Raw genomic sequence first — 16,871 nt, forward strand, 5'->3', positions numbered from 1 at the left:
TTTTAAGAATATGTTATATATTTTTTATGTAATGATTGTAAATCATATACATTTTCTGTTGGATTAAAACTTAAAGCCATAACAGTTGCAAATGCAGCATTTAGAGTAGTGTCAAAATGTATTTTATATTCCATAGCATAATTTAATATTCTATTTATTTTTTCTGGATGTATAGAATTCATTGAATATGTATGAATAATATAACTATATTTTTTATTTTTAATATTATTTTCTTGACTGTCATAAATTTGATGTATTAATTGTGATTGAATTCCTGCATCTTCTAGCACTTTTTGTGTACCCTTGGTTGCATCTATTTGAAAACCAATATTTATTAATTTTATTGCTAAATTAATAACCTTTTTTTTATCAGATTGTTGTACTGATATTAATACTTTTTTGTTTTTATTTATATAAATTTGAGCACCTAACATAGATTTTGAAAATGCTTCTGAAAAAGTAAAACCAATACCCATTGTTTCTCCCGTTGATCGCATTTCCGGTCCTAAAATGGGATTAACACCAGGAAATTTATTAAAAGGTAAGATGGCTTCTTTAACTGAAAAATAAGATGTGTGAATTGTTTTTAAATAATTTTTAGATTGATCTTTTATTTTTTGTCCACCTATAATTTTTGCTGCTATTTTTGCTAAAGAAATTCCTGTAGCTTTCGCAATAAATGGAAGAGTTCTTGAAGCTCTGGGATTCACTTCTAAAATTAATATATTTTGGTTTTGTATAGCAAATTGTACATTTATTAATCCTATAACACCTATTTTTAAAGATAATTTAATGACTTGTTGTTTAATTTTTTCTTTTATTTTTTGAGAAATAGTATAAGTAGGTAAAGAACAAGCTGAGTCTCCAGAATGGATGCCTGCTTGTTCTATATGTTCCATAATACCGCCAATAAATACATTTCTTCCATCACATACTGCATCAACATCAATTTCTATAGCATTTTCTAGATATTGATCTACTAATATTGTTAGATTTTTATTTTTATTTTGTAGTATTTTTAAAAAATAATTTTTTAATTGCAATTCATTATACAGTATTTCCATACTACTTCCTCCTAAAACATAAGAGGGTCTAACCATAATTGGATATTGTAATAATTTTACTGCTAATTGTGCTTCTTGTATCGTTTTCACTGTTTTATTTTTAGGTTGTTTTAATTTTAGTTGAGTAACTATTTTTTGAAAACGATTTCTATTTTCTGATTTGTCTATAGAATCTGAGCTAGTTCCTAAAATATTAATTTTTTCTTTTTCTAAACTTTTTGCTAATTTTAAAGGAGTTTGTCCTCCATATTGGATAATGACACCTTTTGGATTTTCTAAATATATAATGTTTAAAATATGTTCTAATGTTATCGGTTCAAAATATAGTCTATTAGAAGTATCATAATCAGTTGAAACAGTTTCTGGATTACAATTAATCATAATTGTTTCATATCCTATTTGTTGTAAAGCAAAAGATGCATGTACACAACAGTAATCAAATTCAATACCTTGACCAATTCTATTTGGACCACTACCTAATATAATTATTTTTTTATTAAAATTATTTGTGGGTTGAGATTCACATTCGTTTCCCCATGTTGAATACATGTATGCTGTTTCTGTTTGAAATTCAGCTGCGCATGTATCTATTCTTTTAAATATAGGAAATATATTTAGTGTTTTTCTTTTTTTACGAATTAATTCCTCATGTGAATTGATTAATTGTGCAATTCTAATATCAGAAAATCCTTTTTTTTTAATTTTTTTTAAAAACTGTGAGTTCATTTCTTCTAATTTTGTATTTTTAATTTTTTTTTCTAATAATATCAAGTCTAAAATTTCATATAAGAACCATGGATCAATTTTGGTAAGTTTATGTACTTGTTCAATAGACATATTATGTCGAAAAGCATCAGCAATATACCATAAACGTTGAAATCCTGCTTCTTTTAATTCATATTCAATTTTTTGAATGATATTATCGTCACAATTTTTTAACGACACTTTTGGAGTTAAACCGTATTCATTAATTTCTAAACTACAAATTGCTTTTTGTAGTGATTCTTGAAAAGTTGAACCAATTGCCATTACTTCACCCACCGATTTCATTTGAGTAGTTAAACGATCATTACAACCTTTAAACTTTTCGAAATTAAAACGAGGAATTTTTGTAACTATATAATCTATAGATGGTTCAAAAGATGCTGGAGTTTTTTTATTAGTAATGTCATTTTTTAATTCATCTAATGTATATCCAATAGAAAGTTTAGCTGCAATTTTTGCAATAGGAAAACCTGTAGCTTTTGATGCTAAAGCAGAAGAACGAGAGACTCTGGGATTCATTTCAATAACAATCATTTTTCCGTTTATAGGATTTACTGCAAATTGAACATTAGCTCCTCCATTTTTAATGCCTATTTTTTTTAATATTGATTTTGAAGCATTTCTCATATTTTGATATTCTTTATCTGTTAAAGTTTGAGAAGGAGCTACAGTAATAGAATCTCCAGTATGAATACCCATGGGGTCTAAGTTTTCTATAGAGCAAACTACAATAAAATTATTTTTATTATCTCTTAAAACTTCCATTTCAAATTCTTTCCATCCAATTAACGATTCACTAATTAAAAGTTCTTTATTAGAAGATAATTTTAAACCTTCTTTACAAATTTGAATAAATTTTTCATAATTATAAGCTATTCCTCCTCCACTACCTCCCATAGTAAAAGATGGTCTAATAATACAAGGAAAATGTACTTGTTTTAAAATGTTTAATGCTTCTACAATATTGTAAGCTAAACCTGATTTTGCCGTTTTTAAGTTAATACTATACATAGCTTTTTCAAAATAAGATCTATTTTCTGCAGTATTAATCGAATTAATGGAAGAACCTAAAATTTCCACATTAAATTTTTGTAAAACTTTTTTTTTATGTAAATCTAATACACAATTTAATGCTGTTTGTCCTCCCATAGTTGGTAATATTGCATCTGGATTTTCTTTTTCTATAATTTTTTGAATAATTTTCCAATGTACTGGTTCGATATATGTTACATCAGCTATATCAGGATCGGTCATAATTGTTGCAGGATTAGAATTAACTAAAATTATTTTATATCCTTCTTCTTTTAATGCTTTACAAGCTTGTACACCAGAATAATCAAATTCACACGCTTGCCCAATAACAATTGGGCCTGATCCTAATATTAAAATAGTTTTTAAATCATGTCTTTTTGGCATTTTTTTTTCTCAAAGATTTAATTGTAATTATCATTGTATTGTTTTTTTAAATGATGAATTTTGTGTATAAATAGGTCGAAAAAATAAACAGCATCTTGAGGTCCAGGAGCAGATTCAGGATGACCTTGAAATCCTATTGCTGGTGCATTAACTAGTTCAATACCTTGTATAGTTGTATCAAATAATGATATATGGGTAATAATTATATTTTTTGGAAGAGTATTTATATCTATAGTAAAATTATGATTTTGAGAAGTAATTATGACTTTATTTGTTATAACATTTTTAACAGGATGATTAGCTCCATGATGACCAGATTTCATTTTTTTTATTACTGCTCCATTAGCTAAAGCTAGTAATTGATGCCCAAAACAAATTCCTAATATAGGAATGTGAAGTGATAATAGTTTTTTAATTTCATATAAAATGTTAATACATGGTCTTGGATCACCTGGTCCATTAGATAAAATTATCCCATGAAGTTTTTTTTTGTTTTTTTTATATGTATTAATGATTTTTTCAGCAGTTGATTCTGGAGGGAATACATGTGAAATACATTTTTTTTGATGTAAAATATTTAATATGTTATTTTTTATACCAAAATCATATACTGCAATATTTAAATGTTGTGTATAATTTTTATTATAATCATTATTTTTTTTTGGAGAAAATTGATAATCTTTTTTAATAGATACTAATGTAGTAAGGTTTTTATGTTCTAATCCTGAAAAAGATTTAATTTTTTGGTAAGCAGAATAATAACTCTCTGTTTCTTCTGTAAAAATACAACCTTTTTGTGAACCCAATTTTCTTAATATTCGAGTTATTTGTCTAGTATCTATATTAGAAATTCCAACAATATTATTTCTTATTAAATAAGTTTTTAAACTATGTTGACTACGATAATTACTAGATTTTTTTGTTAACGTATGAATAATTATTCCAGAAGCATGAATACGATATGACTCTTCATCTTCTGTATTTATTCCAGTATTTCCAATTTGAGGAAACGTAAAAGTAATAATTTGATTTAAATAAGAAGGATCACTTAATATTTCTTGATAACCAGTCATTGCGGTATTAAAGACTAATTCTCCTATTATAGAACCATTGATTCCAATAGATTTTCCATGAAATACTAAACCATTTTCTAGTACTAACGTTGCTTTTTTGTGCAATTTTTTTTCCTATAAATTGAATAGAATTATTTTTATAAAAATATTTTATGTGAATTGACTATTGATATAACGTAACTGTGTTCACTTTACATAATATTTTTTAAAATGTTTCATTAATTACATGGTTCATATTAAATAAACCATTTTTTTTAAACAGAAGCCATTGAGCAGCTCGAATAGCTCCTTCTGCAAATGGAGTTCTGTTAAAAGCTGTATGTTTAATTTCTACTGATTCAAATTCGTTAATAAAAATTATTTTGTGTTCTCCTATAATGTTTCCGGCTCTAATGATAGAAAAACCAATTTGTTTTTTTTTTCTAATAGGTGTTATTTCTTTTTTTCTATAAATTGCACTTTTTTCTAAATTCCATTTTAGAGTATCACAAATTACATTTCCTAAATGAATTGCCGTGCCTGATGGAGAATCTTTTTTTTCTCTGTGATGTGATTCAATAATTTCAATATCACTATTATGACCTAAGATTAAAGCAGTTTTTTTTAACAGATCACAGACTAAATTAATTCCTATACTAAAATTAGATGATAATACTATACCTATTTTTTTTGAATATTCTTGAATCATTTTTATTTGATTGATATTAAATCCTGTAGTTCCAATAACTATGTTTTTTTTAAATTCTTTACAAATTTTTAGTTGTTGTATTGTTGATTCTGGGTTACTAAAGTCAATGACTATATCAATTTTTTTTTCTTGTATTGCTTTTTTTAAACAAGAATATAATATTTGATCAGTATCAGTATTATTTAATTGATTAAATGTTTTTTTTTTTAAATTATTACTTGGGTTATTTTTTATTATTTTTGCGACCAATTGCAAACATTTTTTTTTTTTTATTTCAGAGACTAATAGCTTCCCAACTTTACCTAAAGCTCCTACTACTGCAATATGTATAGCATTTTTCATATATTTTTCCGTATATAGTTTATTTTTTTTTTAAAAAACAATTTTTATATTTTTATACACATAAGAATATGTGTATAAAAATATTTTATTTTAAAAATATAGAATATAATATAGATGCTAAAGCTCCAAACATAATGCTAATATCTGCAATATTAAATATTGGTAAATGAATTGTATAAATATGTATATCGATGAAATCAATGACACAACCATATTTGATGCGGTCAATCAAATTTCCTATAGCTCCTCCTATAATAAAACAATAAAACATATAATTTTTATATGTTTCTTTGATAAAAAAAGAATAAAAAATTTGAACAATTTTAATTGTTACCATCGTTCCTGTAAAAAATATCAGGAATTCTGGACAAAATTTTTGTTGTGATAGTAAACCAAAAGCCATTCCATTATTGTGTATATAAAATAGATTTAAAAAAGAACAAATGGTTTTATTCTGATAAAGATCAAAAGTATGTATTACCCATTTTTTTGTCATATAATCGATTACGATGATTAATACAGTAATCCATAAAAAAAGTATAAATTTTTTTATATGAATTTTTTTATACGAAAAGACGTGTTTCATACGGTCCTTTAATATTTTTAGTGCATCTAGTACATAAATTATTGTTTGTTTGTATTTTTTTTGTATTAATTTTTTCATTATTTAAGTGATAATGCCAACATCTAGGACATTTTATTCCATTGATAATTTTTAAAGAAATTTTAATGTTTTGAATAGTATTTATTTTATGAGCATTTGATGATGCACATTCATAATTTTTTATTATTACTTTTGAAGTAAGTAATATAAATTTTAATTCTGTTTTAAGTTTTTTTAAAATGTTTTGAATAGATTTTCCTGTATAAATATAAATACATATTTCAAGAGAATTTTTTATTATTTTTTTTTTTCTATATTCTTCTAAAATTTTGTTAATTCCATTTCTTATAAGAATTAAACAATTCCAGTTTTGTAAACTAATACTATTTTTTTCAGAATATATAGATAATTGTGTAAACCATGATTCAGTAAAAATATAATTACTATTTTTTTGGGGTATAAAATTCCAAATTTCATCTGCTGTAAAAGATAATATAGGAGCAATCCATCTTACTAAAGCTTGTAATATTATATATAAAGTGGTTTGACTACTTTTTCTGATAGAGCTATCTTTATATGTAGTATAAAGTCTATCTTTTATTATATCTAAATAAAAAGAACTCATATCAATTGAACAAAATTGCATAATTATGTTGACAATATTGTGAAAATTATAATGTTCATAGCAATGAATAATTTTTTTTTGTGTAACCTGTGTTAAATTGATTGCCCATTGATCTAATTCAATCATTTGATTGATGGGAATACTATCTTTTTTAGGATTAAAATCATATAAATTAGCAAGAAAAAATCGTATAGTATTACGTATTTTTCGATAAGTATCACAAATTTGTTGAATTGATGTAGTTGATATTACGATGTCTTTTGTGTGATCAGAGGAAGCAACCCATAATCGCAAAATATCTGCACCCATAGTTTTCACAATTGTATCAGGACTAATAGTATTTCCTAATGATTTAGACATTTTTTGACCTGTTTTATCAATAGTAAAACCATGTGATATAACTGTTTTAAATGGAGTTGTTTTTATAGTTGCATTAGCAATAATTAATGAAGACATAAACCAACCTCTATATTGGTCCGATCCTTCTAAATATATATCTGCACGTTCATTATGAAATTTAGTATTTTTATATATAGTTTTAATATTCATAGCACCAGATTCAAACCAAACGTCTAATATATCAGTGACTTTAATATATTTATTAGAATCATGTTGTAATAATTGTTCTATATTGGTATTCCACCAAAAATCAATTCCTTCTTTTTCAATTTTTTTGATAAATTCTTTTAATAATTGTAAAGTATTTGGATGTAAAGCTCTTGTTTTTTTATTTATAAAAATAAATAATGGAACACCCCAATTTCTTTGACGAGATATACACCAATCAGGACGATTAGAAACAAGATTCAACATTCTTTCTTTACCCCAATTAGGTATCCAGTTTGTTGATTCAATCGTTTTATGTGCATATGATTGTAACGTTTTATGATTAATCTTAATAAACCATTGTGGAGTAGCTCTAAATATTATTTTTTTTTTATGTCTCCAACAACAAGGGTAACTATGTAGTATTTTTTTTGATAAAATTATTTTTTTTTCTTTTTTTAATATATTTATAATAATTTTATTTGCTTTAAATACATCAATTTCATTTAATAATGGATGTATATTTTTTTTAAATTTTCCTCTTTCATCGACTAAATTTTTTGTATTGATATTATATTTTTGAGCAAGAATATAATCTTCATATCCGTGGTCAGGAGCAATATGCACTGCTCCTGTTCCAGTGTTAGGTTCGATATATTTGCTTAAAATGATAGGTACTGTAAATTTTAAAAATGGATGTATAAAAAATTTTTTTTCTAATTTTTTTCCTTTAATTTCTGAACATATTTTCCATTTTTTTATATTTATTGAATTTAGTAATTTTTTAACAATTTTTTGTTCTAGTATTAATATAAATTTTTCTGTTTCTATTAATTGATATGTAAATTCTGGGTGTATTGCGATTGCCTGATTTGCAGGTAAAGTCCAAGGTGTAGTAGTCCATACTGCTATAAATATTTTTTTTTGATTATTATGTAAATAATGAAATTCATTTAAAATACTTGTAGCATCTTTAGATTCAAACAAAATAGTAATAGAAGGAGAATTTTTTTGTTGATATTCTAATTCTGTATCAGCTAATGCAGAATTACAATCACTACACCAATGTACTGGTCTTAATTGTTCATACATATATCCATTTTTAATAATTTCATATAATACACGGACAGTGTTTGCTTCATTTTTTTGATGCATTGTTAACTGTGAATTATTCCAATCAGCTATAATTCCTAATTGTATAAAATCTTTTTTTTGTTTTTCGACTTGTTCTTGGGCATATTGTTTACATAATACACGAAATTCAATGTTGGAAACTTTTTTTTTTTTTTTTTTTAATATTTTTTCAATTTGATGTTCAATAGGTAAACCATGACAATCCCAGCAAGGAATAAATGGAGCATCAAATTCTGACATATTTTTTGATTTTATAATAATATCTTTTAATATTTTATTAACTGCATGACCTAAATGAATATTTCCATTGGCATAAGGAGGACCATCTTGTAAAATAAATGATGGATGATTTTTTTTACTTTTTCTAATGAGAGAATAGAGATTTTCTTTTTTCCATTTTAACAAAATTTTTGGTTCTTTTTCAGTTAATAAACCTCTCATAGAAAATTCTGTATGAGGTAAATTTAAAGTATTTTTATAGTTATTCATCAGTTTCCTTTTATATTGGAATCTTTTAAAGTGTAGTTTGTTTGAAAAAAAAATTTTTTGTTTCGATAATATCTGTTTTAATTTGTTTTTTTAAAGATTTTAATGAAAAAAAAATTTTTTCATTTCTAATTTTTTTCATTAAAAAAATTGTTATTTTTTTTCCATATAAATTTGAGTTTATATTAAAAATATAAACTTCTAAAAGCAACTTTTTTTGAAAAAAAGTTGGCTTTATACCAATATTTGCTACACCGAATAATATTTTTTTTTTTTTATTTCCAATAATTATTTTTACTGCATATACTCCTCTTATTATAATAAAACTTGGATGAATTGAAATATTTGCTGTAGGAAAACCTAATTGTCTTCCTTTCTGACATCCATATTGAACAATACCTGAAATAGAAAAATGTTTTCCTAAAAATAATGAAGATTTTTTAAAATGGATAGACACAATATATCTACAAATTTGAGTTTTCTGATTTTTTTTGTTTCGGTCGAATATTTAAAGTATTAATATGATGAAATATAATAAATATATTTTTTGTATTCTTTTTTTGAAGAAGAATAATATTCTTTTTTTTAACAGAATTTCATTGCACATTATTTTTTATTCATAGTTATTTAAATTAGAAATATTTATGTTTTAATAAATATGCTATTTTTTTCTTTTCAAGAATTTGTTAAAAATAAATGTGCATATTTTTTTAATGTAGTTAATACAATATAATAATTATGAAAACACTTTTTTAAATTATATGTTATTAATATTATTAATAATAATGTTTTAATATATAATATCAATATTAATAATATTGTTGTTGTTATTTTTTATTTTTTAAATTTTTTTTATATTTTTATAAATTTTATGAAAAATACATATAGAAATATTTGTTATTTAAAAAATATTTTATTTTAAAAAATAGTATTTGTAAATATTTGATGATTTTGTTTATATATATTTTTTATATATTCCACTAGAATAATTTGTTATAATATTAATAATTAAAATTATATATAAATAATATTTATTTATTAAATTTTTATTAATTTTTGAATAAAAAAAGGATATTAATATGGCAAACATTAAATCTTCTCAAAAAGATATGATTAAATCTAAAAAGAAAAAAATGAGAAATATGAGTCATCGTTCTATGTTAAAAACTTTTATAAAAAAAGTATATATTGCTATTTCTGAAAAAGATAAAAAAAAGGCAGAAAAAGCATTTTATAAAATGCAACCAATAATAGACAGATGTGCAATACAAGGACTAATTCATAAAAATAAAGCAGCACGTCATAAATCAAATTTATTTAGAAATATTAAAAATATAAAAATTTAATAATATATAAAAATGTATACATTTTTATATTTTTTATTTAGTTTAGTATTAATATGAATAATTAATAATTTTATGAAAAGATTTATTTTTATGATAAAAAAAAGTATTGCTTTTTTTTAATTAAAGAAAAGCAATACTATATATTTTTTCTTCATTTTATAGAGTTAAATTATCAAAAAATTGCTTTACACGATCAAAAAATCTTTTAGTTTTAGGACTGTTATTATCCCCTTTTAATCCATTAAAACTATTTCCTAATTGAGACAGTAAATTTTTTTGGTGTTCATTTAAGTTTACTGGGGTTTCTACCACTACTTTACACATTAAATCTCCATGGTATTTATTTCTAATAGATTTAATTCCTTTTCCTCTTATTCTAAATATTTTTCCAGATTGTGTTTCTGGAGGAACTTTTATTTTTAATCTTCCATCCAAGGTAGGAACTTCTATATTTCCTCCTAAAGCTGCTATGGTAAAATTGATAGGCACTTCGCAATATAAGTGATTTTCTTCTCTTTGAAAAATAGGATGTGAACGTATCCTAAATTTAATAAATAAATCTCCAGAAGGACTATTATATTCTCCTACTTCTCCTTCGTTATGTAGTCTAATTTTATCATTATTATCTACACCAGAGGGTATTTTTATTGATAATTTTTTATTTTTTTTAATTCTACCTTTACCATAACAAATATTACAAGGATTTTTTATAATAATACCTTTTCCTTGACAATGATGACAAGATTGCTGCACACTAAAAAAACCTCTTCTAATGTGAATTTGACCACTGCCTTTACAACTTGTACATTTTTTTGGTTTAGTGTTAGTATTTGTGCCACTACCTGTACATGAAGTACATCTTTGAAAAGATGGTATTATTATTTCTTTAATGGTTCCTTTTACAGCTTCTTCTAGAGATAGCTCCATATTATACTGTAAATCTGCACCTCTTGAGTGTCTTTGTGTATTACTATTATTTCCAAAAATATCTCCAAAAACATCTCCGAAAATATCTCCGAAATCTGTAGTTGTACTAAAACTACTAGTAAAGGAATCATTTGTGTTATTACCTTGTTCAAAAGCTGCATGTCCATATTGGTCATATGCAGATCTTTTTTGTTCATCAGTTAAAATTTCATATGCTTCTTTAATTTCTTTAAATTTTATTTCTGATTGTTTATCACCTTGATTACGGTCAGGATGATATTTCATCGCTAAGCGTTTATATGCTCTTTTTATATCTTTTTCATTTGCTGATTTTGATACACCTAAAGTTTGATAGTAATCTTTTTTTTCCATTATATTTTCATCCTACATTGAAGGAAAGTTACAATACACTTCGGGCGTAGTAGCATATTTATATATTTAACGCCCGTGTGTTATATTTATTTTTATATAATAATTTTATGCAGGTTCGTTCTTTAAGATTGCTATGTTATTACTTTATTTTTTTTTTTCATCAACTTCTTCGAATTCAGCATCCACTACTGATTCTTCTTTCGTTTTTGAAGATTCATTTTTTTCTTGTTGTGAATCATTTTTTTTATTTTGATCTTGAGGTATTAATTTAGAGGCGATATCTAATACACATTGAATGTTTTTTTCTATATCTTTTTTATTTTCTCCTTTTAAGGATTGATCTAATTGATTTAAAGCTTTATTAATTTTTTCTTTATTATCAGTGTTAATTTGATCAGATTTTTCTTTTAATTGTTTTTTTGTATTATGAGAAATTTGATCTCCTTGATTTCTTATTTGTACTAATTCTTCAAATTTACGATCAGCAGCAGAATTTTCTTCTGCATCTTGTACCATTTTTTTTATTTCTGTTTCATTTAATCCAGAAGATGCTTTTATTGTAATTTTTTGTTCTTTTCCAGTATTTTTATCTTTTGCAGAAACATGTAATATTCCGTCTGCATCTATGTCGAAGGTAACTTCTATTTGAGCCATACCTCTTGGCGCTGCTTGAATACCATCTAAATTAAATTGACCAAGTGATTTGTTATCTTGAGCTCTTTTGCGTTCCCCTTGTAATACATGTATTGTTACTGCAGATTGATTATCTTCTGCTGTAGAGAATATTTGACTATGTTTGGTAGGAACAGTTGTATTTTTTGTTATTAATGGTGTCATAACTCCACCCATGGTTTCAATTCCAAGAGATAAAGGAGTAACATCTAACAATAGTACATCTTTTACATCACCAGATAATACTCCACCTTGTACAGCTGCTCCAACAGCGACTGCTTCATCTGGATTGACGTCTTTTCTTGGTTCTTTTCCAAAGAATTTAGCTACCTTTTTTTGTACCAAAGGCATTCTTGTTTGTCCACCTACTAAGATTACGTCATCAATATTGGAAATAGTTAATTTGGCATCTTGTAATGCAACTTCTAATGGTTTAATAGAACGTAAAATTAAATCTTCAACTAAAGATTCTAATTTTTTTCTTGTCACTTTAATATTTAAATGTTTTGGTCCTGTTGCATCAGCAGTAATATATGGCAAATTTACATCGGTTTGTTGTGCTGAAGATAGTTCAATTTTTGCTTTTTCTGCTGCTTCTTTTAAACGTTGCATAGCAAGAGGATCATTTCTTAAATCAATGGTTTGTTCGTGTTTAAATTCTGAAACTAAATAATTGATCAACCTACTATCAAAGTCTTCTCCGCCAAGATGTGTATCACCATTTGTTGATAATACTTCAAATGTTTTTTCTTTATCTACTTCATCTATTTCAATAATAGAAATATCAAATGTACCACCTCCTAAATCATATACAGCAATTGTTCTGTTTCCTTTTCCTTTATCTAAACCATAAGCTAATGCTGCTGCAGTTGGTTCATTAATAATTCTTTTAACTTCTAAACCAGCTATTTTTCCTGCGTCTTTTGTTGCTTGTCTTTGTGCATCATTAAAATATGCTGGTACTGTAATTACTGCTTCTTTTATTGTTTCTCCTAAATAATCTTCTGCTGTTTTTTTCATTTTCTTTAATACTTCTGCAGAAATTTGAGGAGGAGCTATATTTTGTTTTTTAATTTTAATCCAAGCATCTCCATTTTCTGATTTTGTTATCTCGTATGGCATGATTTTAATATCTCTTTGTACTTCTTCATCCTGGAATCTTCTACCAATGAGACGTTTTATTGCAAATAAAGTATTTTTTGGATTAGTAATTGCTTGTCTTTTAGCGGGTTGACCTACTAATACTTCTCCTTCTTTTGTATATGCAATAATAGATGGAGTAGTACGATCACCTTCTGCATTTTCTAATACTTTAGTTTTATTTCCGTCCATGATAGCAACACAAGAATTTGTTGTTCCTAAATCAATTCCTATTATTTTTCCCATTTTAATAACTCCTGATTTAATTTTGATAAATGGGTGACACAACATTAAATATAAACTTTTTATAGTTTATTTATGTTTACAATTTTTTTTTAAATTGAAAAGGTATATTTAATGTATTTAAAATATATCTTTTAATACCAATTAGATGGGGGTGAGTCAGGCACTCATCAAGGGTTAGTATAAAATATATTTATATTTTTTTTAAGATATTTATAAAAAAATATGAGATTGGTTATTTTTTGAAGAAAAATGTTTATATTGTGTTTAAATGACAAAAATTTTTTAAAGAAATTAAATTTATGTTTACATGATTTATTTCAGTAATATATTTTTTTTTTAGAAATATTAATTGTATAATACATATTATGTATATATTTAAAATGAATAAAATGGCGAATAATTATGCATTTAAATTTAAATAGTTATATTTTCAATAATCCACAACAATTGTCATTTTTTTTATATTTTGTTATTTCAATAGTACTATGTAGTATAATATTACTAATTAGTTATGTATTAGGTGAGAAAAATACTGTTCATAATAAAAATATTCCTTTTGAATCAGGTATTATAGGAGTTGGTACAACTGATTTAAGATTTTCAATTAAATTTTACTTAATAGCAATTTTGTTTGTTTTATTTGATGTAGAAGCACTTTATTTATATGCTTGGTCTATATGTGCTCAAGAATTAGGTTTAGATGGTTTAATAAAAGTTTTTTTTTTTATTTTGACACTTTTAGTGAGTTTAATGTATATAGTTAAAAAAAAAGTATTTATATAATTGTTTCAAAAATTTTTTCTTATTAATAAAGGAAATTTTATGGTTAATTATATATTAACTAATGTAAATGAGCATACTTCAAATAATTTATCAAAAAAAAATCAAAAAATATTTTCAATAGAAGAAGAAAATATTAAAAAATGTGTATTTATGGGAAAATTATCGTCTTTTTTGAAAAATATGGTGAAATGGGGAAGAAAAAATTCTTTATGGCCATATAATTTTGGTTTATCTTGTTGTTATGTAGAAATGGTTACAGCATTTACTTCTGTTCATGATGTCGCAAGATTTGGTTCTGAGGTTTTGCGATCGTCTCCTAGACAAGCAGATTTTATGGTAATAGCAGGAACACCATTTATAAAAATGGCTCCTGTAATAAAACGTTTATATGATCAAATGTTATCTCCAAAATGGGTAATATCTATGGGAGCTTGTGCTAATTCTGGAGGAATGTATGATATTTATTCCGTAGTACAAGGTGTAGATAAATTTTTGCCAGTAGATGTATATATTCCTGGTTGTCCTCCAAGACCTGAAGCATATATACAAGCATTAATGCTATTACAAAAATCTATAAATGCAGAAAATAGACCATTATCTTGGGTAATTGGAGATCAAAAAATTTATAAATCTAATATTACACCAGAAAAAGTTAAAAAATATAATAAAAGAAAAATATGTAAAGATTATGAGAATGATTAGAAAAATTGTTGATAAAAATAATTTTTTTTTATAAAAAAAAGTATATAAATATCGTTAAATTGTGTAATCAATTACATATTGATTAAAAATATTGCGAGCAGTTAATGAAAAAAAATATTAACAATAATATAAACACTATTAAATTAAAACAAATAATTCATGAAAACCCTCTAATTTTAGAACAATTATTTAACGAGTTTGATAAACAAGAATTTTTTGTTCAATCTTCTTTAATAGATTATCCTATTATTTGGATTAATAAATGTAAATTATTAAACATCATTCGTTTTTTAAAAAAAGTACAGCAACCATATAATATGCTTTATGATTTACATGGAATAGATGAAAGAACTCGAAAAGTTAAAAAAAATATGATCCAATGTGATTTTTCTGTTTTTTATCATTTTTTATCGATTGAAAGAAATCATGATATTATTTTGAAAGTTCCTTTATTCACAAAAGATTTGAAAATTAAATCTATTTCTAACATATTTTGTAATGCTAATTGGTATGAACGTGAAACATGGGAAATGTTCGGAATAATTTTTTTAGGTCATAATCATTTAAGTAGAATTATTATGCCTGATTATTGGGAAGGGCATCCTTTAAGAAAAGATTATCCAGCTCGAGCAACAGAATTTCAGAATTTTTATTTAAATGAACACAAAGAAAAACAGTCTATGAACAGTTTAAAATTTCAACCTGAAAAGTGGGGAATGCAAAAATCAGATAAAGATAGTGATTATATGTTTTTGAATTTAGGACCAAATCATCCTTCTTCTCATGGAGCTTTTAGAATTATTTTACAATTAAAAGGTGAAAAAATAATTGATTGTGTTCCTGATATAGGTTACCACCATCGTGGTGTGGAAAAAATGGCTGAAAGACAAACGTGGCATAGTTTTATTCCTTACACTGATCGAGTAGAATATTTAGGTGGTTGTATGAATGAAATGCCTTATATTTTATCTTTAGAAAAGATTGCAGGAATTGTTGTTTCTGATCGCGTGAAATTTATTCGAGTTATGTTGTCTGAATTATTTCGTATTAATAGTCATTTATTGTATTTATCTACTTTTATTCAAGATGTAGGAGGAATGACTCCTGTTTTTTTAGCTTTTACTGATCGTCAAAAAATATATGATTTAATTGAATTTATTACCGGAGCTAGAATGCATCCAGCTTGGTTTAGAATTGGAGGAGTAGCAAAAGATTTACCAAAAAAATGGGAGTGTTATTTAAAAGAAATAATATCATGGATTCCTAAAAGATTAAATTATTATATTCGTACATCACTTAAAAATGACATCTTAATATCAAGATCTAAAAATGTTGCATGTTATAATTTACAAGAAGCATTAAATTGGGGTATAACAGGTGCTAGTTTAAGAGCTACTGGGATAAATTTTGATTTAAGAAAACAGAGACCTTATTCTGGTTATGAATATTTTGATTTTGAAGTTCCAGTGGGAAATGGTATTAGTGATTGTTATACTAGAGTTATGTTACGTGTTGAAGAAATTTTTGAAAGTATTAAAATATTACAACAGTGTTTAAAAAATATGCCTGAAGGACCAATTAAAACAGATCATCCTTTAACCACCCCTCCTATAAAAGATAAAGTTTTTAGTCATATAGAAACTTTAATTACTCATTTTTTACAGGTTTCTTGGGGAACTATCATGCCAATCGGTGAATCACTACAAATGGTTGAAGCTACTAAAGGTATTAATAGTTACTATGTGATTAGTGATGGAGGAAATATGAGTTATAGAACACGTATTCGTACTCCTAGCTTTGCTCATTTACAACAAATTCCTTCAGTGATTAATGGAAGCACATTAACTGATTTAATTACTTATCTAGGAAGTATCGATTTTGTCATGTCTGATGTAGATCGATAACATTTAATTAGAGTAATAAAATCGTATTATATTATT

At 24.9% G+C, this 16,871-nt stretch carries 12 protein-coding genes; 4 read left to right on the forward strand and 8 right to left on the reverse strand.

From position 1 onward, the window contains the following. Window positions 1–2 precede the first annotated feature (2 nt). The 6 genes from carB to D9V80_RS00620 all read right to left on the reverse strand — a co-directional run bounded on the left by carB (window position 3) and on the right by D9V80_RS00620 (window position 9,200). A complete protein-coding gene (gene carB / locus D9V80_RS00595; protein WP_158353211.1) occupies window positions 3–3,245 on the reverse strand; it encodes a carbamoyl-phosphate synthase large subunit in 3,243 nt (1,080 codons plus the stop codon). 17 nt (window positions 3,246–3,262) lie between these two features. Continuing rightward, window positions 3,263–4,423: a glutamine-hydrolyzing carbamoyl-phosphate synthase small subunit gene (gene carA / locus D9V80_RS00600; protein WP_158353213.1), complete on the reverse strand. Its 1,161-nt coding sequence runs from the start codon at window positions 4,421–4,423 to the stop codon at window positions 3,263–3,265. Window positions 4,424–4,523: 100 nt separating this feature from the next. Further along, window positions 4,524–5,348 (reverse strand): 4-hydroxy-tetrahydrodipicolinate reductase, encoded by an 825-nt coding sequence (gene dapB, locus D9V80_RS00605; protein WP_158353215.1) that lies wholly within the window; start codon window positions 5,346–5,348, stop codon window positions 4,524–4,526. A gap of 85 nt (window positions 5,349–5,433) precedes the next feature. Next, entirely contained in the window at window positions 5,434–5,934 is a 501-nt protein-coding gene (gene lspA, locus D9V80_RS00610; protein WP_187306500.1) for a signal peptidase II, read from the reverse strand. Continuing rightward, complete coding sequence (gene ileS, locus D9V80_RS00615) at window positions 5,912–8,746, reverse strand: isoleucine--tRNA ligase (protein WP_158353219.1); 2,835 nt, start codon at window positions 8,744–8,746, stop codon at window positions 5,912–5,914. Before ileS ends, lspA begins: the two co-directional genes overlap by 23 nt. 25 nt (window positions 8,747–8,771) lie before the next feature. Next, window positions 8,772–9,200 (reverse strand): riboflavin kinase, encoded by a 429-nt coding sequence (locus tag D9V80_RS00620; RefSeq protein WP_187306501.1) that lies wholly within the window; start codon window positions 9,198–9,200, stop codon window positions 8,772–8,774. A 622-nt stretch (window positions 9,201–9,822) separates the two neighbouring features. Here D9V80_RS00620 and rpsT point away from each other — a divergent pair. Next, window positions 9,823–10,089: a 30S ribosomal protein S20 gene (gene rpsT, locus D9V80_RS00625; RefSeq protein WP_158353223.1), complete on the forward strand. Its 267-nt coding sequence runs from the start codon at window positions 9,823–9,825 to the stop codon at window positions 10,087–10,089. Between the two features lie 156 nt (window positions 10,090–10,245). Here the strand turns inward: rpsT and dnaJ are convergent, their stop codons facing one another. Both dnaJ and dnaK read right to left on the reverse strand, forming a co-directional pair. After that, window positions 10,246–11,388 (reverse strand): molecular chaperone DnaJ, encoded by a 1,143-nt coding sequence (gene dnaJ / locus D9V80_RS00630; protein ID WP_158353225.1) that lies wholly within the window; start codon window positions 11,386–11,388, stop codon window positions 10,246–10,248. A 144-nt stretch (window positions 11,389–11,532) separates the two neighbouring features. Continuing rightward, complete coding sequence (gene dnaK, locus D9V80_RS00635; RefSeq protein WP_158353890.1) at window positions 11,533–13,446, reverse strand: molecular chaperone DnaK; 1,914 nt, start codon at window positions 13,444–13,446, stop codon at window positions 11,533–11,535. Between the two features lie 402 nt (window positions 13,447–13,848). Between dnaK and D9V80_RS00640 the strand changes: the two genes are divergently transcribed. The 3 genes from D9V80_RS00640 (at window position 13,849) to nuoC (ending at window position 16,835) form a co-directional block, all read left to right on the forward strand. Beyond that, window positions 13,849–14,229: an NADH-quinone oxidoreductase subunit A gene (locus tag D9V80_RS00640; RefSeq protein WP_158353228.1), complete on the forward strand. Its 381-nt coding sequence runs from the start codon at window positions 13,849–13,851 to the stop codon at window positions 14,227–14,229. 39 nt (window positions 14,230–14,268) lie between these two features. Further along, window positions 14,269–14,931, forward strand: coding sequence for an NADH-quinone oxidoreductase subunit B (locus D9V80_RS00645; protein WP_158353230.1), 663 nt, complete (start codon window positions 14,269–14,271; stop codon window positions 14,929–14,931). Window positions 14,932–15,035: 104 nt separating this feature from the next. Continuing rightward, window positions 15,036–16,835 carry an NADH-quinone oxidoreductase subunit C/D gene (gene nuoC, locus D9V80_RS00650; RefSeq protein WP_158353232.1) on the forward strand — a complete coding sequence of 600 codons (1,800 nt, stop codon included), beginning with the start codon at window positions 15,036–15,038 and terminating at the stop codon, window positions 16,833–16,835. Window positions 16,836–16,871 lie beyond the last annotated feature (36 nt).

The organism is Buchnera aphidicola (Thelaxes californica), from assembly GCF_005080825.1.
Taxonomy (GTDB): Bacteria; Pseudomonadota; Gammaproteobacteria; order Enterobacterales; family Enterobacteriaceae; genus Buchnera_I; species Buchnera_I aphidicola_V.